Here is a 23,969-nt window from a genome sequence, read left to right on the forward strand (position 1 = left end):
TGACAAATCATCCCGGTCCGGGAGAGGTGCCCAATATCCGCGCGATATGCTATGCGCAGGGCGCTTGGGGGCTGAAACCGTGTCGATCGTTACTCTCTGGATGGCACCTGCCGCCGCGCTGGTGCTTGGCTATCTGCTGGGCTCGATCCCGTTCGGCGTCTTGCTGACGCGGATGGCGGGCGCGGGCGATCTGCGCACGATCGGATCGGGCAATATCGGCGCGACCAATGTGCTGCGCACCGGGCGCAAGGGCCTGGCGGCGGCAACGCTGCTGCTCGATGCGTTCAAGGGTTTTGCGGCGGTGTGGATCGCCGAGCGCTATCTCGGCGGGAACGGCGTGATCGCCGCGGCGGCCGCGTTCCTCGGGCATTGCTACCCCGTCTGGCTCGGCTTCAAGGGCGGCAAGGGCGTCGCGACCTTGCTCGGGATCGTGCTCGCGCTGCATTGGCCGATCGGGCTGGTCTATGCGCTGGTGTGGATCGCCTTGCTCGCGATCTTCCGGATCTCGTCGCTCGCCGGAATGCTCGCCGCGGTCAGCGCGCCGCTGAGCGCGGCGTATTTCTCGCAGTTCGACGTCGTCCTGCTGCTGCTTGCGCTCGCGTTGCTGGTGGTGTGGAAACACCGCGCGAACATCGAACGGCTGGTCAGCGGGGTCGAGCCGCGCGTCGGCAGCAAACATGGCTGATGGCGGGCGGGAGACCGGCGCTATCGCCCGCCTCCGCCTGATTCGCACCGCGCAGATCGGCCCGGTCAGCTATGCGCAGTTACTCGCGCGCTTCGGCAGTGCCGCCGCCGCGCTCGAGGCGCTGCCGCATTTGGCCGCACGCGGCGGCGGCACCCCGCCACCCGTCGCCCCGGTCGCGCTCGCCGAGCGCGAACTGGCGCTCGTCGCACGACTCGGTGCGCGCCACCTGTTTCTCGGCGATCCCGATTATCCCGATCTGCTCGCCCAGCTCGATGATGCGCCGCCCGCCGTCATCCTGCGCGGGCGAAGCGAGCTGCTCGCGCGCATGACGATCGCCCTGGTCGGCGCGCGCAATGCGTCGGCCGCGGCGTGCCGCTTCGCCCGCCAGCTCGCCGCCGAACTCGGGCAGGACGAGGTCGCGATCGTCTCGGGGCTCGCGCGCGGGGTGGATACCGCGGCGCATATCGGTTCGATCGAGACGGGCACGATCGGCGTGATCGCGGGCGGGATCGACGTGGTCTATCCACCCGAAAACGCCGCGCTGCAGGAGCGGATCGCGCGCGAAGGGCTGCTGATCGCCGAGCAACCGCCGGGCACCGAGCCGCGCGCGCGCCATTTCCCCTATCGCAACCGCATCATCGCGGGTCTCGCGCTCGGCACGGTGGTGGTCGAGGCGGCGCCCAAATCGGGGTCGCTGATCACTGCGCGATTGGCCGGCGAGCTCGGCCGCGAAGTGATGGCGGTCCCCGGCAGCCCGCTCGACCCGCGCGCGCAAGGCTGCAACGGGCTGATTCGCGACGGCGCGACGCTGGTGCAGAGCGCCGCCGACGTGCTCGAAAGCGTACGCCCGATCGACCGGCGGATGGTCCGCACCAGCCGCACGCCGTTTGCCGCCCCCCCGCCCGCCGATGCCAGCGCCGAAGAGCGCCGGGATATCGTCGGCTTGCTCGGCCCCGTTGCGGTCGCGATCGACGAACTAATCCGGCAGTCGGGCCATGGTCCGGCGATCGTCCAGACCGTGCTGCTCGAACTCGAACTCGCCGGCCGGCTCGAGCGCCACGCCGGAGGGCGGGTCGCTTTGCTCTTCTCTGCCGACGGATGAACATCGGCCACCCGAGCCAAGCGTAACCGCCGTCGCGACACACTTGCGCTCCGACTATCGCGCTTATCGGGCGCCATAGAAACTTCGGCTTGCGTCGATTGTTACTGCAGCGCAGCAGACCTGCTCATCGCCGGAGCCGATTCCTTGCCCTTTCTGCACAGTCCGACACGGTTTTTGATCCACTATGTCGCCGCGCGCCCGTGGATCTTCCTGGCGCTCGGCCTGCTCGTCGCCGCCGCCTCGATCAGTTCTATCGGGATCCAATATGCGATGAAGCTGCTGATCGACGCGATGACCGGCGGGGTTCGCGCGCGCGGCACGGTCTATGCGTCGCTCGCGGTGTTTCTCGGCTTGGTCATCGTCGAAAGCCTGTTGCAGCGCGCCTCTGCGCTGACGCTCGGGCAGGCGACGGTCAGCTCGGGGGTCGGCATCCGGCTCGACATGGTCAACTACCTGACCGGCCACCAGATGCCCTTCTTCCAGAACCAGCGCGCGGGCTCGCTCGGCCACCGCATTTCAGGGCTGGCGGGGATCTTCGGCGCGATCATGCACCGGCTGCTGCGCGAAGTGACGCCGCCGCTGATCGCCTTTGCCGGCGCGATGCTGATCTTCGTAACGATCGATGCCGCGATGGCGGCGATCCTCGGCGGCGTCTTCCTGCTCGTCACCGTCGCGCTGATCCTGCTGGGCCTGCGCGGCCATGTCCACCACACCGCCTTTGCGCAGCATGCGGGGCGCGCGGGCGGCGAGCTGATCGACATGATCGGCAATATCTGGGTGGTCAAGGCGTTCGCCGCGCGCGACCGCGAGCTCGACCGCCTCGAGGGCTTCCTCGACAAGGAGGCCGATGCACAGCGCCGTGGCTGGTTCTTCGTCGAACAGATGCGCGGGCTGCACGATCTCGCGCTCGCCGTGCTGGTCGGCGGCACGCTGATCTGGGCGATCGGTCGCTGGTCGACCGGCGCGATCTCGACCGGCGACGTCGTCATCATCAGCACGATGACCTTCCGCATCCTCAACGGCTCGCGCGATCTTGCGATGGCGGTGATCGATACCAGCCAGCAGTTCAGCTATCTGCGCGAGACGCTCGACATCATCGGCGTTCCACAGACGCTGAGCGATGCGCCCGACGCGACGCGGCTGCGCGTCGGCGAGGGCACCGTCGATCTTGCCAACGTCACCTTCGGGTACGATCCGCGCGACCCGATCATCCACGATCTCTCGCTCACCGTCCCTGCCGGACAAAAGGTCGGCATCGTCGGCGCCTCGGGCGCGGGGAAATCGTCGCTGCTCCAGCTGATCCAGCGCTTCCACGATCCGCAGATCGGCCATCTGACCATCGACGGCCAGCGGATCGACCATGTCACGCAGGAATCGCTGCGCGACGCGATCGCGGTCGTGCCGCAGGAGGTGCTGCTGTTCCACCGCTCGGTGATGGACAATATCCGTATCGCCCGCCCCGATGCGAGCGACGAGGACGTTCATGCCGCCGCCGACGCCGCGGGCTGCGACGATTTCATCCGCCGTCTCTCGCACGGCTACGACACCGTCGTCGGCGAGCGCGGTGCCAATCTATCGGGCGGGCAGCGCCAGCGCATCGGCATCGCGCGCGCCTTCCTCAAGAACGCGCGGATCGTACTGCTCGACGAGGCGACCAGCGCGCTCGATTCGGAGAGCGAGCTCGAGGTGCAGAACGGGCTCGACGCGCTGGTGCGCAACCGCACGGTGATCGCGGTGGCGCATCGGCTGTCGACGATTGTCGGGTTCGACCGCGTGATCGTCGTCGACAAGGGCCGGATCGTCGAGGACGGGCCGCCGCAGCTACTGCTGCGCCAGAAGGGCGGGGCGTTCCGGCAATTGTGGGTGATGCAGGTCGAAGGGCTCGATCGAGCGCAGAGCCGCTCGCTCGATCTCGCCGCGGCGGGCGGGCGGCTGCGCGACGCGTCGGTGGAGCACGGGCGCAAATTGGGCGGCGCGATGCTGACCGCCTGGAGCAACCTGGCCGAGCGCGAGCGGGGGTAACGCCCCCCTTGCGCGGCGCAGCCGGCGCGGCGCGACAAATCGCTGTCCCCCGGCGCGGCGCTTGTGGCAGAAGGCGCCGCGATGCGCCTCCCCCTCCCCTTCTTGCCGCGGCGCGCACCACCCCCGGAAACGCTGTGCCGGCGCGTGGCAGGGTGCAGACGTAGCGATCCGCCCGTTTGCGTGTTCGAGCCGGCCGCCTGGCCACGGCTTGACGCCGCCGCCTTCGTCTCTCCATCCTCGCGCGTACACGTAAGGACGCTTTGAACCACCATGCAGCTTGTCATCGTAGAATCGCCCGCCAAGGCGAAGACCATCGAGAAATATCTCGGTTCTGACTATCGCGTCCTGGCCTCCTACGGCCATGTCCGTGATCTGCCGCCCAAGGACGGATCGGTGAACCCCGACGCGGGCTTCGCGATGGAGTGGGAGAATTACGCCGACAAGACCAAGCAGTTGAAGGCGATCACCGATCTCGCCAAGACCGCCGACCGCCTGATCCTCGCGACCGATCCCGATCGCGAAGGCGAGGCGATTTCGTGGCACGTCCAGGAAGTGCTGCGCAACCGCAAGGCGCTCCCCAAGGACGTCCAGCGCGTCACCTTCAACGCGATCACCAAGGCGACGGTGACCGAGGCGATGAAGCATCCGCGCGAGCTCGATACCGATCTCATCGACGCGTACCGCGCGCGCCGCGCGCTCGACTATCTCGTCGGCTTCACGCTCTCGCCGGTGCTGTGGCGCAAGCTCCCCGGCGCCAAGTCGGCAGGCCGCGTCCAGTCGGTCGCGCTGCGCCTGATCGTCAGCCGCGAGCGCGAGATCGAAGCCTTCCGCGCGCAGGAATATTGGTCGGTCGTGGCCGACATGGAGCAGGACGGCACCCCCTTCCAGGCGCGCCTCGTCCAGTTCGAGGGCAAGAAGCTCGACCGCCTGTCGATCGGCGAAGAGGGCGTGGCGATGCGCGCCAAGGCTGCTGTCGAAGCCGGCAAGTTCACCGTGCAAACGGTCGAAGTGAAGCCCGCGACGCGCAACCCGCCGCCACCTTTCACCACCTCGACGCTGCAGCAGGAAGCTTCGCGCAAGCTCGGTTTCTCGGCGGATCACACGATGCGGATCGCGCAGGGCCTCTACGAGGACGGCGCGATCACTTACATGCGTACCGACGGCGTGCAGATGGATTCGAGCGCGATCTCGGCCGCGCGGCTTGCCGTCGCCAACCGCTATGATGCGAGCTACGTCCCCGACAAGCCGCGCGTCTATCAGACCAAGGCGAAGAACGCGCAGGAAGCGCACGAAGCGATCCGCCCGACCGACTTCGGCAAGGACAAGGCCGGCGGTGGTGACCATGCGCGGCTGTACGATCTGATCTTCAAGCGCGCGCTCGCCAGCCAGATGGCGTCGGCGCGGATGGAGCGCACCACGGTCGAGATGCTCGATGGTACCGGCCAGACGGGCTTGCGCGCGACCGGACAGGTCGTGCTGTTCCCCGGCTATCTCGCGCTTTACGAAGAAGGTTCGGACGACACGCAGGACGAGGACGCGCGCCGCCTCCCGCGTCTCCGCGAGGGCGATGCCCCCGCCAAGAAGGGCGTCACCGCCGAGCAGCACTTCACCCAGCCGCCACCGCGCTTCTCCGAAGCCTCGCTGGTCAAGCGCCTCGAAGAACTCGGCATCGGTCGCCCGTCGACCTATGCCTCGATCATCAAGACCTTGAAGGACCGCGAATACGTCCGCGTCGAGAAGAACCGCTTCTTCGCCGAGGAATCAGGTCGCCTCGTGACGGCGTTCCTCGAACGCTTCTTCGAGAAATATGTGAGTTACGATTTCACCTCGGGCCTTGAGGACGAGCTCGACGAAGTCTCGGGCGGGCGCGCCGAATGGCAAGCCGTGCTCGAGGCGTTCTGGCGCGATTTCAAACCGCGCACCACCGAGGTGATGGAGCAGAAGCCGTCCGAAGTGACCGCCGAACTCGACAAGTTCCTCGCGCCCTACCTTTTCCCGCCGATGGCCGATGGCAGCGATCCGCGGCTGTGCCCGAATTGCGGCAAGGGCCAGCTCGCGTTGCGCGGCGGCAAGTTCGGCGCGTTCGTTGCCTGCTCCAACTATCCCGACTGCAAATACACGCGGCGCTTCGGCCAGCCCGGCGCAGACGGCGAGGGCGTGGATACGGGTCCGGAGACGCTCGGCAACGATCCTGAAAGCGGCCTGCCGGTCGAGCGCAAATCGGGACGCTTCGGTCCCTATATCCAGATCGGCGAGGGGGAGACGCGCAAGATGGCGTCGATCCCGAAGGACATTGGCGAGCTCGATCTCGAATGGGCGTTGAAGCTGCTGTCGCTGCCGCGCACGATCGGCACGCATCCCGAAACCGGCGAGCCGATCACGGCGGCAATCGGTCGCTATGGCCCGTATCTGAAGCATGCCGGCAAATATGCGCGGCTGACGTCGACCGACGACGTGTTCGAAACGGGCATGAACGCTGCGGTCGTCAAGCTCGCCGAGGCGGCAGCAGGCGGCGGGCGGCAGCAGCGCGGCGCGCAGGCACCGCTGAAAGTGCTCGGGCTGCACCCGCGCAGCGAAGCCGAGATCAAGCTGATGGAGGGGCGCTACGGCGCGTACGTCACCGATGGCACGACCAACGCTACGCTGCCCAAGTCGATCGAGAAGGATGCGCTGACGCTTGAGGAAGCGGCGGAACTGATCGACGCGCGCGCGGCGGCGGCACCGCCAGCCAAGGGCAAGAAGAAGGCAGCGGCCAAGAAGGCGCCTGCCAAGAAAGCGGCCGCCAAGACGCCTACGGCCGCAGCCGCAGCCGCAGCCGCCGCAGGAGGCGAGCCCGCCGTCAAGAAGGCGCCCGCGAAGAAGCCGGCGGCTAAGAAGCCCGCGGCTAAGAAGGCCCCTGCCAAGAAGGTCGTGGCAGCGGCGGAGTAAAAATCAGGCCGCGCGGCGCTGTCGGCTGACGAGCACGGCACGCGCCGCGGCCTGGGCGGCGGCGATCTCGCGCGCCGTCATGTCCTCGGCGATGTCGCGGCGGCAATCCTTGGCGATCTCGCTGCCGGCGACGGCGGCGAGGTTGAACCATTTATGCGCTTCGATCAGGTCGACCCCGACACCGGCGGCGCCGCTCGAATAGACCATGCCGAGTTCGTAACAGGCGTCGGCATCCCCCAGTGCCGCGTCGGCGACGCGACTGTCGGTCAGGAATTGTGCGTGCTTCAGGCTCGTGCCCATGTCGTAAACCCCCGTTAACCATTTCTGTTGAAACGACCATGCCGCAGCGGTCTCAACAAATGGTTAACGGCAATTAGGCATGATTGCGCGGCGGCACGGCGAGATTGTCGATCAGCCGCGTCGCGCCGATTTTCGCCGCCGCGACGAGCCGGCGCGCGCGCTCGGGGTCAGTCCCGGGAGTCAGCGTGAGCGCGTCGACCAGCTCGAGATAATCGACCGCGAATCCCGCCGCGATCAGCGCCTCGCGCGCGCTCGCCAGCGTTCCGTCGGTATCGTCGCCGCGTACGATCGCCTTGGCCGCGACGCCGAGCGCACGCGGCAGCGCGACCGCAGCGGCGCGCTGCGCATCGTCGAGATAGATGTTGCGCGACGACAGGGCGAGCCCGTCATCGTCGCGCTGCGTCGGTACGCCCTGGATCTCGATCGCGAAATCGAGATCGGCGACCATCTGGCGGATCACCGCGAGCTGCTGGAAATCCTTCTCACCGAACAGCGCGACATCGGGCCGGACCTGGTTGAACAGTTTGGCGACGACGGTCGCGACGCCGTCGAAATGCCCGGGTCGCGAAATCCCGTCGAGCCCCTCGCTCACCCCCGAGACCGAAATCTTGGTGGCGAAGCCCGCCGGGTACATCACCTCGACCGGCGGCAGCCACAGCAGGTCACAGCCCGCCTCGGTCAGCATGCGCGCATCCGCGCTCTCGCGGCGCGGATAGCGTGAGAGGTCCTCATTGGGCCCGAACTGGGTCGGATTGACGAAGATCGACGCGATCACCTTGCGCCCCGGCCGCTTCGCCGCCTCGATCAGCGCGAGGTGCCCGGCATGCAGCGCGCCCATCGTGGGGACGAGCGCGATGCTCGCACCGCCGTCGCGCAAGGCGCCAATCCCGGAACGGAGCGCTTCGAGGGTACGGATGGTTTGCACGGGTCGGTGCCCTTCGGTAAAGACGCTTGGATTGGGCGCGCCTTCTATGAGGCTCGCCCCCACCGAACAAGACGGGAAGCAACCACGTTGGCGACTGCTGCGCGAAAGCCACATATCATTGTCTTTGCCAACGAAAAAGGCGGCACGGGCAAATCGACCACGGCGGTTCACGTCGCGATCGCGCTGCAGACGCGCGGCGCGCACGTCGCCGCGTTCGACCTCGATCATCGCCAGCGCACGATGGGCCGCTACTTCGACAATCGTGCCGCAACGGTACAGCGCACCGGCCGCGAGCTGCCGATTCCGCGCCACGCGACGCATGACGGCGAAAGCGACGACCGCTTCAACGAGGTTTTCGAGTCGCTGGCACAAGGCGCCGACTTCCTGGTGATCGACACGCCCGGCCGCGACGATCCGTTCGCACGACTTGCCGCGAGCCGCGCCGATACGCTGGTCACCCCGATGAACGACAGCTTCGTCGATTTCGACCTGATCGGCCAGGTCCATCCCGAGACCTACAAGGTCACCCGCCCGAGCTTCTATGCCGAATTGATCTGGGAGGCGCGCAAGGCGCGCGCCAAGGCCGACGGCTCGACGATCGACTGGGTCGTACTGCGCAACCGCGTCCAGCACATCGAGGCGCGCAACATGCGCCGCGTGTCCGAAGCGCTCGACCAGCTCGCCAAGCGCGTCGGTTTCCGCATCGTGCCGGGTCTCGGCGAGCGCGTGATCTATCGCGAGCTGTTCCCCGCCGGCCTGACGATGCTCGATTCGGGCGAATTCGGGTCGATGGGGCTGGCACACGTCGCCGCGCGGCAGGAGCTGCGCGAGATGATGGGCGCGCTTGCCTTGCCCGAAACGGTCCCGCCGCTCTTCGCCTGATGGGCAAGCTGCTCCTCATCGCCGCGATCCTGATCGGCGGATGGCTGCTGCTGCGCCCGCGGCCCAAGCCGGTCGTGCGCGTCGACGAAGCCGAAGCGCGCGCGGTGCTCGGCGTCGGCGCGGGGGCCGACGAAGCGGCTATCCGCGCGGCGCATCGGCGGCTAATCAGCGCGGTGCACCCCGACCGGGGTGGCTCGGCCGATCTTACACGGCGGATCAACACCGCCCGCGACGTCCTACTCAAACGCTAACGTATCGACCCATCCTCCCTTGCCGCCAGGCAAGCGATTCCACAGCAGGAGCCCGCATGACGCATCGTTTCGACCCTACCTCGCTGCGCGAATATGACATTCGCGGAATCGTCGGGAAGACGCTTGGCGTCGCCGATGCCGATGCGATCGGTCGCGGTTTCGGCACGCGCGTGCGCCGCGCCGGCGGCACCCGCGTCGCGGTCGGCTATGACGGCCGCCTGTCGTCGCCCGAGCTCGAGGCCGCGCTCGTCGGCGGACTGACCGCGGTCGGCGTCCATGTCGTGCGGATCGGCATGGGCCCGACGCCGATGCTCTATTACGCAGAGGCCACGCTAGAAGTGGATGGCGGCATCGAGATAACCGGCAGCCACAATCCCGCCGAGTATAACGGCTTCAAGATGGTGCTGCAGCACAAGCCGTTTTTCGGCGCCGACATCCAGGAGCTCGGCCGCATGGCGGCGGACGGCGATTGGGACACGGTTGCCGACGACGCCGACACGGGCACCGTGACGACCGCCGATATCGAGGACGACTATGTCGGTCGCCTGGTCGCGGGCTACGCCGGCGGCAGCTACAAGATCGGCTGGGACGCGGGCAACGGCGTGTCGGGCCCGATCATCGAGAAGCTCGTCAAGCTCCTGCCGGGCGAGCATCATCTGCTGTTCACCGATGTCGACGGCAATTTCCCCAATCATCATCCCGATCCCACGGACGAAAAGAACCTCGTCGATCTCAAGCGTCTCGTCGCCGAGAAGCAGCTCGATTTCGGACTGGCGTTCGACGGCGACGGCGACCGGATCGGCGCGATCGACGGCCAGGGCCGCGTGATCTGGGGCGATCAGATCCTCTCCATTCTGGCTGAACCTGTCCTCAAGGAGATTCCCGGCGCGACGATCATCGCCGACGTCAAGGCCTCGCAGATGCTGTTTGACCGGGTGAGCGAGCTCGGCGGCACGCCGCTGATGTGGAAGACCGGCCATTCGCTGATCAAGATGAAGATGAAGGAAACCGACAGCCCGCTCGCCGGCGAGATGAGCGGCCACATCTTCTTCGCGCACGAATTCTATGGCTTTGACGACGCGCATTATGCCGCCGTCCGGCTGATCCGCGCGGCGCACATGATCGGCCGCTCGATCACCGAGCTGCGCGGCGCGATGCCGGCGCTGGTCAATACCCCGGAAATGCGCTTCCAGGTCGATGAGAGCCGCAAGTTCGCAGTGGTCGAGGAAGTGCTCGCGCGGCTTGAGGCCGAGGGCGCCGACGTCAACCCGACCGACGGCGCCCGCGTCAACACGCCCGACGGCTGGTGGCTGCTGCGCGCCTCGAACACGCAGGACGTGCTCGTCGCGCGCGCCGAGGCGACCGACCAGGCCGCGCTCGACCGCCTGTTGGGCATGATCGATGACCAGCTCGGCAAGAGCGGCGTCGTGCGCGGGGAGCAGGCGGCGCACTAAGCCGGTTTGTTCGTGCGCAGGCGCGCGACGCGGAGGGGGTGGGCGCAAGCTCGCCTCTCCCGCGTTCCCCGCATCGGATCTCGCTGCTGTGGTGGCGCAGGCGTATCCGTGGGTTGGACGCGGGACTGCGCATGATGCGCAACACCTCCGCGTCCTCCGCGCCCCTGCGCGAACAAACCGTCTTCTTCGCTCGCAATCGCGCCCAGAACACGCCACCTAGACGCGATGCCTCCCCCGCCCCCCCAGATCATCCGCGTCATCGATCTCGAAACCACCGGTGAAGCCCCACCGCTCCACGGCGTCTGCGAGATCGGCTGGCAGGACGTCGCGCTCGGTAAAGACGGCCGCTGGGATATCCAGGGCGAGGGCGGATCGCGGCTCGTCAATCCCGGCCGCCCGATCCCGCCGTTGACGCAGGCGATCCACCACATCCTCGACGAACAGGTCGCCGATGCCCCCTTCTGGCACGACGTCGCGCGCGGCGTGCTCGATCCCTATCCGCGCCGCGTCGCGCTCGCCGCCCATCGCTCGGCGGCGGAGGAGAAGTTCTGCACGCCCGCGCTGACCCGCGACGCGCCGTGGATCTGCACCTGGAAATGCGCGCTGCGGCTGTGGCCCGACACGCCGAGCTTCTCGAACCAGATGCTGCGCTATTGGCGCAAGCCCGAGGGCCTCGAGCACGAACGCGGCCTACCCGCGCATCGCGCCTTTCCCGATGCCTATGTCACCGCATTCCATCTGCGCGACATGCTCAATCTCGTCGGCCCGGCGCAGTTGATCGCCTGGTCGAGCGTCCCCGGCCTACTCCCACGCGTGATCCGTCCCGGGCCCGATCGCGGCAAGGATTGGGACGAGCTCAGCGACGACTCGCTCGCCATCATGCTGGGGGACCGCGACGAAGACGTACGCTTCACCGCCGAGACCGAGCTCGCGCGACGGCGTGGCGGCGGGCTGCGCGCCTGACACGCGAACGATCCGGCCAAACTTGATTTGGGTCAACCCAGCCATACTGGTTATTTTTGTTGTCGCTGCGTAAGGACGTGTGGATGTTCAAGCGTTTCCCCCTCGGTTTCGGCGTAAGCGAGGGGCGCATGGGCCGATACCTCGTGGCCTGTATGGCGCTTGGCTTCGCAGCCTTGATTGCGGCCGGTATCTCCGCCGCCTGGTCGACTGCGCAGAACGAAAGCCACACGCGCGACGTCAACCATACCTATGAGGTCGAACTCGCGATCGGTCGCGCACGGATCCTGATCGAGCAGACCGAGACCGCGCGGCGCGGCTATGTCCTGACCGCCAAGCAGGTCTATCTCGACACCTATCGCAAGACGATGGGACAGCTGCCCGCCAACCTCGACATGATCGCCAGGTTGACGCAGGACAATGCGCGCCAACAGCGCAACATCCTGAGCCTGCGCATCTTGGTCGACGCGCTCTCGCGTCAGCGCGAGCAAACAATCGCGCTGACGCGGAGCGGCGAACGCGAACGCGCGGTCACGCTCTTCCAGGGTGAGAGCAACGCGCAGCGCATGCTCGTGATGCGCGCGCGCGCCGATGCGATGATTGCCGAGGAGCAGCGCCTGCTCGCGATCCGCGACGCCGCGCAACAAGCCAGTGTGCGCATTTTCTACGCGACGCTCGCCATCGCCGGGCTGCTGCTGGTGCTTGTGGCGGCCGCCACGTTGCTGACCGTGCTGCGCTATACGCGCGATCTGGCCACCTCACGGGATGCGCTGCGCGATTTTGCCGATACGCTCGAGGAGCAGGTTCAAGAGCGTACCGCCGATCTGACGCGCGCGAACGAGGAGATCCAGCGCTTCGCCTATATCGTCAGCCATGATTTGCGCAGCCCGCTGGTCAACGTGATGGGCTTCACCGCCGAACTCGAAAGCGCGACCACGGAGATCGGCGCGCTGATCGACCGCGCCGAAGCACATGCGCCCGAGATTGTCACCGAGGATGCCAGGCTCGCTGCGCGCGAGGATCTGCCCGAGGCGATCCGCTTCATCCGCACATCGACGCAGAAGATGGACCGGCTGATCAATGCGATCCTCAAACTGTCGCGCGAGGGCCGCCGCGTCATCGCACCGCAGCGGCTCGACGTCACCGCGATGGTCGAGGCGATCGGGGCGAGCCTGCAGACGCAGATCGAGGCGCGCGGCGCGACGCTGGTGATCGACGCGCCGCTGCCAGGCCTTGTCAGCGACAGGCTCGCGATCGAGCAGATCTTCTCGAACCTGATCGAGAATGCCGTCAAATATCTCAGCCCCGATCGCGCCGGCCATATCGTCGTGCGCGGCAAGACGCATGGCAAGCGCGTGACCTTCGAGTTCGAGGACGACGGCCGGGGCATCGGACCCAACGATCACCAGCGCGTGTTCGACCTGTTCCGGCGTGCCGGGAATCAGGATCAACCCGGCGAGGGGATCGGACTCGCGCATGTCCGTGCCTTGGCGTATCGCCTCGGCGGCGTTATCGACGTCACCTCGGAGCTCGGGCGGGGCTCGACCTTCCGGTTGAATTTGCCCAAGATCTTCGTCGACCCCAACACTGCAGACACGCGGGAAACCCAGAGATGACCGATCATAAGAGCGTCAGCATCGTGATGATCGAAGACGATGAGGGGCATGCGCGCCTGATCGAGAAGAACATCCGCCGCGCGGGCATCCTCAACGCGATTACGCATTTCACCGACGGCACGACCGCGCTCGATTATCTGTTCAACAGCGAGGACGGCCCGCAGCGTAACGGCCCCGCGCTCGTGCTGCTCGATCTCAACCTGCCTGACATGAGCGGCACCGACATCCTCGCCAAGATCAAGGCGGCCGACGGTCCGCTCCGTCGCACTCCCGTCGTCGTCCTGACCACGACCGACGACAAGGTCGAAATCCAGCGCTGCTACGATCTCGGCTGCAACGTCTACATCACCAAGCCGGTCAATTATGAGAGCTTTGCGACGGCGATCCGCCAGCTCGGCCTGTTCCTTTCGGTGATTCAGGTACCTGACATCGAGCCCAAGGGGTGAACCAAGCCGCCGGCGCTGCGATCCTCTATATCGACGACGACGCGGGCCTGCGCCGCCTCGCCGTTCGCACGCTCGCGCGTTACGGCTACACGCTCACCGTCGCCGAGGGCGGAGCCGAGGGGATTGCGCTCGCTCAGGCGGCGGTCGCCGAGGGCCGGCCGTTCGATCTGATCGCGGTCGACCATTACATGCCGGGGATGGATGGACTCGAGACGCTCGAGCGGCTGCGGGTCCTGCCGGGGATGCCGCCGGTCGTCTATGTCACCGGCTCCGAAGAGGGCCGGATCGCGGTCGCCGCGCTGAAAGCGGGCGCGGCCGATTATGTCGTCAAGACCGTCGGGACAGACTTTTTCGACCTGCTCGCCAGCGCCTTCGGCCAGGTGCTCCAGCGCGCCGCGCTCGAACGCGACAAGACCGCCGCCGAGGACCAGCTGCGCGCGAGCAACGCTCGGCTCGAGGCGCTCTTGCGCGAGGTCAATCACCGCGTCGCGAACTCGCTGCAGATCGTCTCGGCGATGGTCCGGATGCAATCGACCGCACTGACCGACGAAAACGCGCGGCTGGCGCTCGAGGATACGCAGCGCCGCATCGCTGCAATCGCGCAGGTCCATCGCCGGCTCTACACCAGCAACGATGTCGAGCAGGTCGACATGCGCGAATATCTCGGCGCGCTGGTCGACGAACTGGGCGAGACCTGGTCGACCCCGGGCGCGCCACGCGTGCTGTCGCTCGCCGCCGAGTCGATCCGGCTGTCGACCGATCGTGCGGTGTCGCTCGGCGTGATCGTTACAGAACTGGTCAGCAACGCCTGCAAATACGCCTATCCAGCGAGCGGCGGCGAAGTGCGCGTTTCGCTCACCGGCGATGGCGACGGGCATTTCCGGCTCGCGGTCGAGGATGACGGGGTCGGCATGGTCGCCGACGCCGCACCGCGTGGGACGGGGGTCGGGACCAAGCTGATCCGCGCAATGGCGCAGAGCCTGCAGACGATCGTCGAATACGAGACCGCGAGCCGCACCGGCGTCCGCGCGACGCTCCGAGCCGCGCTCGATTAAACCATCAGGGCCGTCACCCCGGCCGCGTGCCGGGGCCCACGGCAGCGGCAAACAATGGCTTCAGTATCTGCGGCGCGGTGGGATGCCGGGACGAGCCCAGCGTCCCACCGATGGGTGAGTGCTTACCGTCAGCGCGGCTTGCGGAACTTCAAGACGAACTGGTCGGTCTTGCCGCGGATCGCCGGGTCGAACACCTTGGCGCTGTGATCGTCGGCCGGATTGCGCAGCACATCGCTCTCTCCGACGAACTGGAAACCGGCCTTGGCGACCTCGGTCTTGACCACTGCCGGGTCGATCCGGTGCTTGGTGTCGGTCCCGGTCAGTCCCGTGCCCGCGGCATCGGCATGGTCGATCACGAGATAGGTGCCGCCCGGCTTGAGCGCCTTGAACGCCTCGGCATTCATCTGGTCGATCCCGGCTTCGCCCGCGCCGTTATTGGCGAGATCGTGATAGTTCTGCACGCTCCAGACCAGGTCGACCGGCTCGGACGCCGCGACGATGCCCGATCCGAGCACCTTGACGGTCACGTTCGACAGATGCCGATCCTCGAGCGCGGTCGCGCCCTTGCCGGCATATTTCGCCATCGCCGCAGGCCATACCGAATAGACATGCCCCGACGTGCCGACGACGCCCGTGAAGATGCGCGTCCAATAGCCAGAACCCGGCAGGAAATCGAGCACCTCGTCGCCCGGACCGACGCCCGAGAAAGCGAGCACTTCGGCCGCCTTGCGCCGCGCGTCATCGGTCGCCTGATCGGCCCGCGCTGGGCTGGCGAGCGCGGTCGCGACCGCCTTCTGGGTCTGCTTCGCGTTGTGCACCGAGGCCGGGACCCCGGCTGCGCTTGCCACCGTGGCGATCAACGCCGTTGCCGCCACGCCCGTCAGAAATGCTCGCATGTGCCGTCTCCCCTCGTGTGATGCTCCCGCTAGACGTCGAGATTGGCGACGTTCAGCGCATTCTCCTGGATGAACTCGCGCCGCGGCTCGACCACGTCGCCCATCAGCCGCGTGAAGATCTCGTCGGCGACGTCGGCCTGTTCGATCTCGACACGCAGCATCGAGCGGACCTGCGGATCGAGCGTAGTTTCCCACAATTGCTCGGCATTCATCTCGCCGAGACCCTTGTAGCGCTGGATCGCGAGCCCCTTGCGGCCCGCAGCGAGGATCGCATCGAGCAGCTGCGACGGGCGTGCGACCATGGTCGAGCCCTTGGCAGCGGTCGCCACCGGCGCCTGCGCCGGCGCCTCGGTCGCTGCCGTCTCATCCTCGGCCGCATCGGCTTCGGCCTGCGCAGCGGCGGCCGCCTTGGACGAGACGATCCGCGCGGTCTGCTCGTAGGCTTCCTGCTGCTCGACCGCGAGGCCGTGCAGCTTGCGCGCCTCGGCCGAGCCGAGGAACGCGCCTTCGATGATGTGATGATCGGTCACGCCGCGCCACACGCGCTCGACATGGAAGCCGCCATCTTCGGCGAGCCTGGCCGACCAGCGCGCCTCGGGATCTCCGGCGTCGAGCCCGCGCACGACCTGGACGACGACTTCGCGCCGCGCCTCGAGATCGAGCGCCGGATCGAGCGCACCGCCCATCGCCAGCGCCTCGACGATCGTCGGATCGTAGCGCCGCGGGATGTAGCGCATCAGCGTCCGCATCCGCCGTGCATGGTCGACCAGCATCCGCAGATCCTGCCCCGAGCGCGAACCGCCCTGCACGCCCTCGAGCACGGTGCCGGCGACACCCGCCTCGACGAGATATTCGTCGAGCGCGCTATCGTCCTTGAGATACACTTCCGACCGCCCGCGCGTCGCTTTGTAGAGCGGCGGCTGCGCGATGTAGAGGTGGCCGCCGGTGATGATCTCGGGCATCTGGCGATAGAAGAAGGTGAGCAAAAGCGTGCGGATATGCGCGCCGTCAACGTCTGCGTCGGTCATGATGACGATCTTGTGGTAGCGCAGCTTTTCGACGTTGAAATCGTCGCGGCCGATGCCGGTGCCCATCGCCTGGATCAGCGTGCCGATCTCCTTCGACGACAACATCCGGTCGAACCGCGCGCGCTCGACGTTGAGGATCTTGCCGCGCAAGGGGAGGATCGCCTGGAAGTGGCGGTCACGCCCCTGCTTGGCCGAACCACCGGCCGAGTCACCCTCGACCAGGAACAGCTCGGACTTGGCGGGGTCACGCTCCTGGCAGTCGGCGAGCTTGCCCGGCAGCGAGGCGATGTCCATCACGCCCTTGCGCCGCGTCAGTTCGCGCGCCTTCTTGGCGGCTTCGCGCGCGGCGGCGGCGTCGATGATCTTGGCGACGATCGCCTTGCCGTGCGCCGGGTTCTCCTCGAGCCACTCAGCCAGTTTGTCTGCCATCAGCGATTCGAGCGGCTGGCGCACCTCGGACGAGACGAGCTTGTCCTTGGTCTGCGAGCTGAACTTGGGATCGGGCAGCTTGACCGAGACGATCGCGGTCAACCCTTCGCGCATGTCGTCGCCGGTCAGCGTGACCTTCTCCTTCTTGAGGAGCCCCGATTTCTCGGCATAATTGTTGAGCGTCCGCGTCATCGCCGCGCGGAACGCCGCCATGTGCGTGCCGCCGTCGCGCTGCGGGATGTTGTTGGTGAAGGCGAGGACGTTCTCGTAATACGAGTCGTTCCACTCGAGCGCGACGTCGATCGTCACGTCGTCGCGCGTCCCCGAGATCGCCACCGGCTCGGGCATCAACGGCACCTTGTTGCGATCGAGATACTTCACGAACGCGGCGATCCCGCCCTCGTAATAGAGCTCGACCGTCTTGAGGTCGGCATGGCGCGCATCGTTGAGATACAGCCGCACGCCCGAGTTGAGGAAGGCGAGCTCGCGGTAGCGATGCTCGAGCTTGTCGAAGTCGAATTCGGTGATCTTGAAGGTGGCGGGGCTCGGGAAGAAGGTGACGCGCGTCCCCTTCTTGCCCGGCGCGGGGCCGACGATCTTGAGCGGGGCAACGGCATCGCCGAACGCGAAGCGCATGTAATGCTCCTGCTCGTCGCGGAAGATCGTCAGATCGAGCCATTCGCTGAGCGCGTTGACGACCGAGACGCCGACGCCGTGCAGGCCGCCGGAAACCTTGTACGCATTGTCGTCGGAGGTGTTCTCGAACTTCCCGCCGGCGTGGAGCTGGGTCATGATGACCTCGGCCGCCGAAACGCCTTCCTCGGTGTGGATGCCGGTCGGGATGCCGCGGCCGTTATCCTCGACCGAGACCGAGCCGTCGGCGTTGAGCGTGATGTCGATCCGGTCGCAATGCCCGGCGAGCGCTTCGTCGATCGCGTTATCCGAAACCTCGAACACCATGTGGTGGAGGCCCGAGCCATCGTCGGTATCGCCGATATACATGCCGGGGCGCTTGCGGACTGCGTCGAGGCCTTTGAGCACCTTGATCGAGTCGGCGCCGTAATCATTCGTATTGGGGTCTTCTGCCATGCCGAGCATATAGGGTCGATGGCCGGAAAACGGAAGCAAAATGGCACTTTCCGGCCCGGGACTCGCGGTCCCGGGCCGGATGCGCGTCACTTGCCCATGATGAAGGGCAATTGCCCGCCGCCCGCGCTATAGGTGGGCAGCTTGCCGTCCCATTTCTCGATCGCGCGCTGGCGCAGGATCTCGGGATTGGCGCGCAACGCATCACCCTCGATCTGCGACGATTTCGCCTTGCCCTCGGCGTCGGCGATCCGCGCATCGGCATTGGCTTTGACCGTCGCAACGTTCGCCTGCGCCGCCAATGCCGCCTGCTCGTTGGCGATCTTGGTGTTGATCTGGTTCAGCACCTGATCGGGCACGCGGATGTTCGACGCCCAATAGAGCTGCTCGACATGCAGCCCGACGGGTTCGAAATAGCGATCGACGTCGCGCTGCACTTTAGACAACAAGGCCGCCTTTTTCGGGCCATAGATCTCCTCGACGCCGAGCCCGGCCGCCTCCTCGTTGAGCGCGCTGCGCACTGCGTTGCGCAAGGGTCCCGCGACGATCCCCGCCATGTCGATCCGGTATTTCTGGAACAGGATCGGCGCCTTCACCGGATCGACGCGATACGCCACCGACACGTCGGCCGAGAGGTTCAGGCCGTTGCGATCCTGGAAGGGGAATTCCTCGTCGACGCCGGTCTGTTCGGTCGCCGACTTGGTCCAGGCATAGGTCGAGGTGTAGATCGGATATTCGAAGATGTTGGTGCCGAACGGGGTGAAATACCAGCCGACTCCCAGGGCTTGGTCGGCAACGCCTGCCGAACTGCCGAAATTGCTCACCTTGATTCCGACATGCCCTGGCTCGACGCGGCTGCACGAACTCATCGGCAGGATCGCGAGCAACGGGATCAGCAACAGCGGTGCGAAACGAACGAGTTTAGTCATGGTCCTTGTCCAGCAGGAGGAGGGTGAATTCGCGCGTCAGCGCGGTCACCGACAGAAAGCCGGCGACGAGCGCGATCAGCGCCGCGCCGACATCGGCCGCGTCGCTATGCAGGTTGAACAGCGAGGGGATGACGAAGCCGAAACAGGCCAGCTCGCAGACGAGCAGCCCCGCGCAGCGCAAGCCAAAGCCGACGAGCCACAGATCCAGCGATTTCATGGGAAGACCGAGCCTTCGAACGCCCCCGATTGGATGCCGGGGCCGCAGTGCATCGAGGGATGCGCGAGGCGGAATATCTGCTTGTTACGGGAGCGCTACAACGGGAATCGGCATCCGCGGAGCGCAATCATGCATGCAGTGGCTGCACGATGAAAAACGGCCCCGGCGAGGATCGCCGGGGCCGTGAGTAGGATCAGAAGCGGTCGGCGCGCTGGCCGAGCAGGGTGACCTCGACGCGGCGGTTCTGGCGCATCCCCTGGGGCGTGGTGTTGGGCGCGACCGGGCTCGCCTCGCCATGCCCGACGACCGAGAAGCGCGCGCGCGTCACCCCCATCTGGTCGAACGCGGTGCGGACCGCATCGGCGCGGCGCTCGGACAGCGCCTGGTTGTGCGCGTCAGTGCCACGCGAGTCGGTATAGCCGTCGATCGCGACGCGCACGCCCGACTCCGAGCGCAGATAATTGGCGAGCGTGCGCAGCTTGTCGATCGCGCCGGGGCGCAGCACCGCGCTGTCGGTCGCGAACAGCACATCCTCGTCGAGCCGCATCATCGCACCGCGCGAGGTCTGGCGAAAGCCATAGCCGCGCATCGCGCCGCGATCCCAGCCACCGCCCTGTGGGCCGCGCTGCTCGACAACGACGACACGGTCGCGCGATTCCCAGTCGAAGCGGTCGCGACGCGGGCCGGCGACCTGGGCGAAGGCGCGATTGGCGGCGTCGGCCTCGCGCGGCTGGACGCGCCCGTCGCGGTTATAGTCGAAATTGCGCATCACGAACGCGCGGCCACGGTTGGTCGAGCGCAATTCGGGGTAGAGGATCGGCACGCCGGCGCCGATCAGGCGGTACTCGCGGTCGCCGTGGCGGCCACCACCCCAGTCCCAGCGGTCCTGCGCGGATGCGGGGGCAACGCCCGCGCCAAGCGCGATCGCGGCAGCGGTTGCGGCGAGAATGGTCTTGCGGAATGTCGTCATCGCATACTCTCCATGGCCCCCGCCATGCAGGGAGCGATGCAGCCGATCGCTTGAACGCGGCGTGAGTTCCGCCGACAGGCTGCGTTCAGGCGCCGCGCAGCGTCAGCCGCACCGCATCGTCCCCGAGATCGGTGAACAGCGCATCCTCGGTTCCGGTCATCCACACCTGGCCCTTGCCCGCGAGCCGTTCGAACAGCGCCGCGCGCCGCACCGGATCGAGATGCGCCGCCACTTCATCGAGCAGCAGCACGGGCGCGCTGCCGGTCCGCTCGGCGACGAGCTCGGCATGCGCGAGGATGATGCCAAGAAGCAGCGCCTTCTGCTCGCCGGTCGAACACAGGCCCGCCGCCTGGTTCTTGCCGAGATGGGTCACCGCCAGATCTGCGCGATGCGGCCCGATCAGCGTGCGCCCCGCAGCGGCGTCGCGCGCGCGGCTCTGCGCGAGATCGGCGGCGAGCGTCGCACCTGCGCCGGTCCACCCCTCGAGCGCAAGCCCAGCGCGCGCGAACGGTCCGTCGGCCTGTCCCGCCAGTCGCTCGGCAAGCGCCGCCACCGTGTCGCGCCGCGCCGCATCGATCGCCGCGCCATGCTCGGCCATTTGCGTCTCGAGCGCAGTAAGCCAGTCCCGGTCGGGCGGCACGTCGTCCGCCAGCAACCGGTTGCGCGCACGCATCGCAGCCTCGTAGCGATTGGCGTGGACCGCGTGCCCCGGCGCGAGCGCCAGCGTCAGCCGGTCGAGGAAGCGGCGTCGCTCGCCCGCGGGTTCGACGAACACTCGGTCCATTGCCGGGGTCAGCCACAGCACCGTCAGCCACTCGGCGAGCGCGGTCGCGGCGACCGGCGATCCCTGGACGCGGACGATGCGCCGCTCGGGCGCTGCGGCTTGCGCGCCGGTCGCGATCGCGACGTCGCCGGTCAGCTCGGCGGCGACGCCGAAGCCCCCTGCCCCGCTTTGCCGCGCCATCTCGCCCAACGCCGCGCGGCGTAGGCCGCGGCCCGGCGCAAGCAGCGATACCGCTTCGAGCACATTGGTCTTGCCCGCCCCATTCTCGCCGGTGAGGACGATGAAGCCGGGTCCTGCCGCGATCGTCAGATCGGCGTGGTTGCGAAAATCGGTCAGGACGAGACGCGTCAACATTGTCGAGGGCCTTAGCCGGTTTCGCGCAGAGATCATGAGCCTTTTGTCATGGAACGTTTCGCCAGCACCACGCGCTACCCGATCGATCTTCCAAGGAGACCCGCCTTGCGTTTGCCCCCGATCGCGCCCGCCGACCTTACCGACGCGCAAAAGCCGCTCTACGACGATATGAAGCACGGCATCGCCTCGAGCTTCAGCGCCTTCAAGACGATCGGCGCGGGTGGCGCGCTGATCGGGCCGTGGAATCCGTGGCTGCACGAACCGGTGATCGGCAAGGCCGTGTGGGACCTGACCAAGGCGATGACCGCGCAGGCGACGCTCAAGGACAAGCCGCGCCAGATCGCGATCCTCGTCACCGGCGCGCATTTCGATGCCGCGTATGAAATCTACGCCCATGTCGCTGTCGCCGAAAAAGAGCAGATGTCGCCGCAGCGTCTGTCGCAGCTGTGCGCCAACATCAAGCCGGGCGACCTCAACGCCGAGGAGAGCGTCGCGTACGACGTCGCCTTCGCGCTGGTGAACGGCGGGGTGCTGCCCGAGCCGTGCTACGCGCTCGCGCTCGATACGTTCGGGCAGCATGGCACCAACGAACTGATCTACCTTGTCGGGCTGTACGCGCTCGTGTCGATGACGCTCAACGGCTTCAACGTGCCGGTGCCCGAACGCGCGTAACCGCCGCGGCACCCCTCAAAAAAGTCGTGTCTTATCCAATGGATCGCACGGAACATCCCGCCAGTGCGATCGTATTGACCCAAGGCCCCGACCGCGCGCGCCGAACGAAAGGTATCCCGTGACCGATACGAACCGAACCGTGGCGGTGCCCGTCATCCGCCACCCGATCCATGCGTTTCTGGGGCCGGTGCCGATCGTCTGCGTCACCGGCGCGCTCGCCACCGACCTCGCCTATGCAGCGAGCGCCGATATGCAATGGGCGAACTTCTCGGCGTGGCTGCTGTTCGTCGGCATGGTCTTCGCAGTCCTTGCGGCGATCGCCGGGATCATCGATTTTAGCCGCAAGCGCGGGATCCGTCAGCAGCGTCCCGCACGGTTACACAGTGTCGGAAATTTGGTCGTGATGGTGCTCGCGCTCATCAACAACTTCGTTCACAGCCGCGACGCCTGGACCTCCGTCGTCCCCGCCGGACTGACGCTATCGGTGCTGACCGTCGCGGCGATGATCGTCACCGCGCTGATCGGTCGCCCGATCGCCTACCGCACCACACATGGGGAGATCCAGTAATGCGCGCTCTGCTTCGCACCGCCGCGCTCCCTTGCGTCGCGCTGCTCGCTCTGGCCGGCTGCACCGATAGCGGCGCGTCGTTCGATCGCGACAGCCAGGTCGGCCCCAATCCGGTGCTGCCCGCGCCCAACCAGTATCTCATCCCCCCGATGCACATCGCCAAGGCGGTCGGCTGGAAGGCGGGCGAAACGCCGCACGTTCCAGCCGGGCTGCAGATCCGCGCCGTCGCCACCGGGTTGCAGCACCCGCGCCAGCCCTATGTCCTTCCGAATGGCGATATCCTCGTCGTCGAATCGAACGGCCCGGGCACCGAACCGATCGAGCGCCCAAAGGACTTCATCATGGGCTGGGTCCAGGGCTTCGCCGGCGCCGGCGCCAAAGGCGGCAACCGCGTGACGCTGCTGCGCGATACCAATGGTGACGGCATTCCCGATCAGCAGAGCGTCTTCCTTGACCACCTCTATTCGCCGTTCGGGATCGTGCTTGTCGGCGGCGATCTGTACGTCGCCAATACCGATGGCATCGTGCGCTTCCCCTATGTCACCGGCCAGACGAAGATCACCGCGCGCGGCACGCTGCTGACCGCGCTGCCGGGCGGGCCGATCAACCATCATTGGACCAAGAGCCTCACCGCCAGCCCCGATGGCAGCAAGCTCTATGTCGGCATCGGCTCGAACAGCAACATCCTCGAGAATGGCCGCGCCGCCGAGGAAGAGCGCGCGCGGATCTGGGAAGTCGACCGCGCGACCGGCGCGCACCGCCCCTATGCGACGGGACTGCGCAACCCCAACGGGCTGACCTTCAACCCGCAGACCGGGCAGCTCTGGGCGGTGATCAACGAGCGCGACGAGCTCGGGCCGAACCTTGTGCCCGATTACATGACCTCGGTGAAGGACGGCGCCTTCTATGGCTGGCCGTACAGCTATTATGGCCAGCACGCCGACCCACGCGTGCGTCCGCAGCGTCCCGACATGATCGCGCGGGCGATCGCTCCCGATTATGCGCTGTCGAGCCATGTCGCACCGCTCGGCCTGACCTTCTATACCGGCGCCAATCTGCCCGCCGCCTATCAGAACGGCGCCTTCATCGGCGAACATGGCAGCTGGGATCGCGGCGAACTGAACGGCTATCGCGTATCGTTCGTGGCGTTCGCCAATGGCAAGCCGGTCGGCAAGGCCAAGACGATCGTCGACGGCTTTATCGCGGCCGATGGCGTGGCACGGGGTCGCCCGGTCGGACTCGCGGTCGACAAGCAGGGCGCGCTGCTGATCGCCGACGATCTCGGCGATACGGTGTGGCGCGTGAGCACGGCAGGGAAATAGCACTTAAGCCCCTCCCCTTCAGGGGAGGGGTTTGGGGTGGGGCCGTGCCTGCACCCCAGCGTCGGATTCGTTGAGACGTCCCCACCCC

At 67.0% G+C, this 23,969-nt stretch carries 22 protein-coding genes; 14 read left to right on the forward strand and 8 right to left on the reverse strand.

The window, feature by feature from the left end:
• Positions 1-100 precede the first annotated feature (100 nt).
• From plsY to topA, 4 genes are all read left to right on the forward strand, one after another.
• The gene (plsY, locus tag ACVWYO_RS09180; RefSeq protein WP_457350096.1) at positions 101-685 is read left to right on the forward strand and encodes a glycerol-3-phosphate 1-O-acyltransferase PlsY; all 585 of its coding nucleotides are present in this window, start codon (positions 101-103) and stop codon (positions 683-685) included.
• Entirely contained in the window at positions 678-1,787 is a 1,110-nt protein-coding gene (dprA, locus tag ACVWYO_RS09185) for a DNA-processing protein DprA (protein WP_457350098.1), read from the forward strand. Before plsY ends, dprA begins: the two co-directional genes overlap by 8 nt.
• Before the next feature lie 144 nt (positions 1,788-1,931).
• The gene (locus tag ACVWYO_RS09190; RefSeq protein WP_457350100.1) at positions 1,932-3,809 is read left to right on the forward strand and encodes an ABC transporter ATP-binding protein; all 1,878 of its coding nucleotides are present in this window, start codon (positions 1,932-1,934) and stop codon (positions 3,807-3,809) included.
• Positions 3,810-4,079: 270 nt separating this feature from the next.
• Positions 4,080-6,737 (forward strand): type I DNA topoisomerase, encoded by a 2,658-nt coding sequence (gene topA, locus ACVWYO_RS09195; protein ID WP_457350102.1) that lies wholly within the window; start codon positions 4,080-4,082, stop codon positions 6,735-6,737.
• A gap of 3 nt (positions 6,738-6,740) precedes the next feature.
• On the opposite strand, the gene ACVWYO_RS09200 is transcribed toward topA, so the two are convergent.
• Together ACVWYO_RS09200 and panC are read right to left on the reverse strand one after the other, a co-directional pair.
• Complete coding sequence (locus tag ACVWYO_RS09200; protein WP_140850736.1) at positions 6,741-7,037, reverse strand: SEL1-like repeat protein; 297 nt, start codon at positions 7,035-7,037, stop codon at positions 6,741-6,743.
• A 73-nt stretch (positions 7,038-7,110) separates the two neighbouring features.
• Positions 7,111-7,962, reverse strand: a complete 852-nt coding sequence (panC, locus tag ACVWYO_RS09205) for a pantoate--beta-alanine ligase (protein WP_457350105.1) — start codon at positions 7,960-7,962, stop codon at positions 7,111-7,113.
• An 87-nt stretch (positions 7,963-8,049) separates the two neighbouring features.
• Between panC and ACVWYO_RS09210 the strand changes: the two genes are divergently transcribed.
• From ACVWYO_RS09210 to ACVWYO_RS09240, 7 genes are all read left to right on the forward strand, one after another.
• On the forward strand, positions 8,050-8,844 hold the full coding sequence (locus ACVWYO_RS09210; RefSeq protein ID WP_457350107.1) for a division plane positioning ATPase MipZ: 795 nt from the start codon (positions 8,050-8,052) through the stop codon (positions 8,842-8,844).
• Positions 8,844-9,095, forward strand: coding sequence for a J domain-containing protein (locus ACVWYO_RS09215; RefSeq protein ID WP_457350109.1), 252 nt, complete (start codon positions 8,844-8,846; stop codon positions 9,093-9,095). The genes ACVWYO_RS09210 and ACVWYO_RS09215 overlap by 1 nt, the downstream gene beginning before the upstream one ends.
• Positions 9,096-9,151: 56 nt before the next feature.
• Complete coding sequence (gene pgmG, locus ACVWYO_RS09220) at positions 9,152-10,549, forward strand: phosphoglucomutase/phosphomannomutase PgmG (protein ID WP_457350111.1); 1,398 nt, start codon at positions 9,152-9,154, stop codon at positions 10,547-10,549.
• Between the two features lie 225 nt (positions 10,550-10,774).
• Positions 10,775-11,512 carry an exonuclease domain-containing protein gene (locus tag ACVWYO_RS09225; protein ID WP_457350113.1) on the forward strand — a complete coding sequence of 246 codons (738 nt, stop codon included), beginning with the start codon at positions 10,775-10,777 and terminating at the stop codon, positions 11,510-11,512.
• Between the two features lie 83 nt (positions 11,513-11,595).
• Positions 11,596-13,125 carry a sensor histidine kinase gene (locus tag ACVWYO_RS09230; RefSeq protein ID WP_457350115.1) on the forward strand — a complete coding sequence of 510 codons (1,530 nt, stop codon included), beginning with the start codon at positions 11,596-11,598 and terminating at the stop codon, positions 13,123-13,125.
• Complete coding sequence (locus ACVWYO_RS09235) at positions 13,122-13,571, forward strand: response regulator (protein ID WP_140850729.1); 450 nt, start codon at positions 13,122-13,124, stop codon at positions 13,569-13,571. Before ACVWYO_RS09230 ends, ACVWYO_RS09235 begins: the two co-directional genes overlap by 4 nt.
• Positions 13,568-14,626, forward strand: a complete 1,059-nt coding sequence (locus ACVWYO_RS09240; protein ID WP_457350117.1) for a sensor histidine kinase — start codon at positions 13,568-13,570, stop codon at positions 14,624-14,626. The genes ACVWYO_RS09235 and ACVWYO_RS09240 overlap by 4 nt, the downstream gene beginning before the upstream one ends.
• Before the next feature lie 128 nt (positions 14,627-14,754).
• On the opposite strand, the gene ACVWYO_RS09245 is transcribed toward ACVWYO_RS09240, so the two are convergent.
• The 6 genes from ACVWYO_RS09245 to recF all read right to left on the reverse strand — a co-directional run bounded on the left by ACVWYO_RS09245 (position 14,755) and on the right by recF (position 21,319).
• Entirely contained in the window at positions 14,755-15,522 is a 768-nt protein-coding gene (locus ACVWYO_RS09245) for a class I SAM-dependent methyltransferase (RefSeq protein WP_457350119.1), read from the reverse strand.
• 29 nt (positions 15,523-15,551) lie between these two features.
• On the reverse strand, positions 15,552-18,068 hold the full coding sequence (gyrB, locus tag ACVWYO_RS09250) for a DNA topoisomerase (ATP-hydrolyzing) subunit B (RefSeq protein ID WP_189676450.1): 2,517 nt from the start codon (positions 18,066-18,068) through the stop codon (positions 15,552-15,554).
• 86 nt (positions 18,069-18,154) lie between these two features.
• Entirely contained in the window at positions 18,155-18,994 is an 840-nt protein-coding gene (locus ACVWYO_RS09255; protein ID WP_457350122.1) for an SPFH domain-containing protein, read from the reverse strand.
• Positions 18,987-19,211, reverse strand: a complete 225-nt coding sequence (locus ACVWYO_RS09260) for a hypothetical protein (RefSeq protein WP_457350124.1) — start codon at positions 19,209-19,211, stop codon at positions 18,987-18,989. Before ACVWYO_RS09260 ends, ACVWYO_RS09255 begins: the two co-directional genes overlap by 8 nt.
• A gap of 193 nt (positions 19,212-19,404) precedes the next feature.
• Complete coding sequence (locus tag ACVWYO_RS09265; RefSeq protein WP_457350126.1) at positions 19,405-20,181, reverse strand: OmpA family protein; 777 nt, start codon at positions 20,179-20,181, stop codon at positions 19,405-19,407.
• 85 nt (positions 20,182-20,266) lie between these two features.
• Complete coding sequence (gene recF, locus ACVWYO_RS09270; protein WP_457350128.1) at positions 20,267-21,319, reverse strand: DNA replication/repair protein RecF; 1,053 nt, start codon at positions 21,317-21,319, stop codon at positions 20,267-20,269.
• Positions 21,320-21,424: 105 nt separating this feature from the next.
• On the opposite strand from recF, the gene ACVWYO_RS09275 reads away from it, so the two are divergent.
• The 3 genes from ACVWYO_RS09275 to ACVWYO_RS09285 all read left to right on the forward strand — a co-directional run bounded on the left by ACVWYO_RS09275 (position 21,425) and on the right by ACVWYO_RS09285 (position 23,881).
• A complete protein-coding gene (locus tag ACVWYO_RS09275) occupies positions 21,425-21,991 on the forward strand; it encodes a carboxymuconolactone decarboxylase family protein (RefSeq protein ID WP_457350130.1) in 567 nt (188 codons plus the stop codon).
• 118 nt (positions 21,992-22,109) lie between these two features.
• Positions 22,110-22,559 (forward strand): DUF2231 domain-containing protein, encoded by a 450-nt coding sequence (locus tag ACVWYO_RS09280; protein WP_457350132.1) that lies wholly within the window; start codon positions 22,110-22,112, stop codon positions 22,557-22,559.
• On the forward strand, positions 22,559-23,881 hold the full coding sequence (locus tag ACVWYO_RS09285; protein WP_457350134.1) for a PQQ-dependent sugar dehydrogenase: 1,323 nt from the start codon (positions 22,559-22,561) through the stop codon (positions 23,879-23,881). Before ACVWYO_RS09280 ends, ACVWYO_RS09285 begins: the two co-directional genes overlap by 1 nt.
• Positions 23,882-23,969 lie beyond the last annotated feature (88 nt).

Source organism: Sphingomonas sp. UYP23, from assembly GCF_054059235.1.

Excerpts from the sequence above, each read along its gene's own strand:
- plsY (WP_457350096.1), top strand. The coding sequence starts at position 101 with ATGGCACCTGCCGCCGCGCTGGTGCTTGGCTATCTGCTGGGCTCGATC.
- dprA (WP_457350098.1), top strand. The coding sequence starts at position 678 with ATGGCTGATGGCGGGCGGGAGACCGGCGCTATCGCCCGCCTCCGCCTG.
- topA (WP_457350102.1), top strand. The coding sequence starts at position 4,080 with ATGCAGCTTGTCATCGTAGAATCGCCCGCCAAGGCGAAGACCATCGAG.
- ACVWYO_RS09200 (WP_140850736.1), bottom strand. The coding sequence starts at position 7,037 with ATGGGCACGAGCCTGAAGCACGCACAATTCCTGACCGACAGTCGCGTC.
- ACVWYO_RS09215 (WP_457350109.1), top strand. The coding sequence starts at position 8,844 with ATGGGCAAGCTGCTCCTCATCGCCGCGATCCTGATCGGCGGATGGCTG.
- pgmG (WP_457350111.1), top strand. The coding sequence starts at position 9,152 with ATGACGCATCGTTTCGACCCTACCTCGCTGCGCGAATATGACATTCGC.
- ACVWYO_RS09225 (WP_457350113.1), top strand. The coding sequence starts at position 10,775 with ATGCCTCCCCCGCCCCCCCAGATCATCCGCGTCATCGATCTCGAAACC.
- ACVWYO_RS09230 (WP_457350115.1), top strand. The coding sequence starts at position 11,596 with ATGTTCAAGCGTTTCCCCCTCGGTTTCGGCGTAAGCGAGGGGCGCATG.
- ACVWYO_RS09235 (WP_140850729.1), top strand. The coding sequence starts at position 13,122 with ATGACCGATCATAAGAGCGTCAGCATCGTGATGATCGAAGACGATGAG.
- ACVWYO_RS09245 (WP_457350119.1), bottom strand. The coding sequence starts at position 15,522 with ATGCGAGCATTTCTGACGGGCGTGGCGGCAACGGCGTTGATCGCCACG.
- gyrB (WP_189676450.1), bottom strand. The coding sequence starts at position 18,068 with ATGGCAGAAGACCCCAATACGAATGATTACGGCGCCGACTCGATCAAG.
- ACVWYO_RS09255 (WP_457350122.1), bottom strand. The coding sequence starts at position 18,994 with ATGACTAAACTCGTTCGTTTCGCACCGCTGTTGCTGATCCCGTTGCTC.
- ACVWYO_RS09260 (WP_457350124.1), bottom strand. The coding sequence starts at position 19,211 with ATGAAATCGCTGGATCTGTGGCTCGTCGGCTTTGGCTTGCGCTGCGCG.
- ACVWYO_RS09265 (WP_457350126.1), bottom strand. The coding sequence starts at position 20,181 with ATGACGACATTCCGCAAGACCATTCTCGCCGCAACCGCTGCCGCGATC.
- recF (WP_457350128.1), bottom strand. The coding sequence starts at position 21,319 with ATGTTGACGCGTCTCGTCCTGACCGATTTTCGCAACCACGCCGATCTG.
- ACVWYO_RS09285 (WP_457350134.1), top strand. The coding sequence starts at position 22,559 with ATGCGCGCTCTGCTTCGCACCGCCGCGCTCCCTTGCGTCGCGCTGCTC.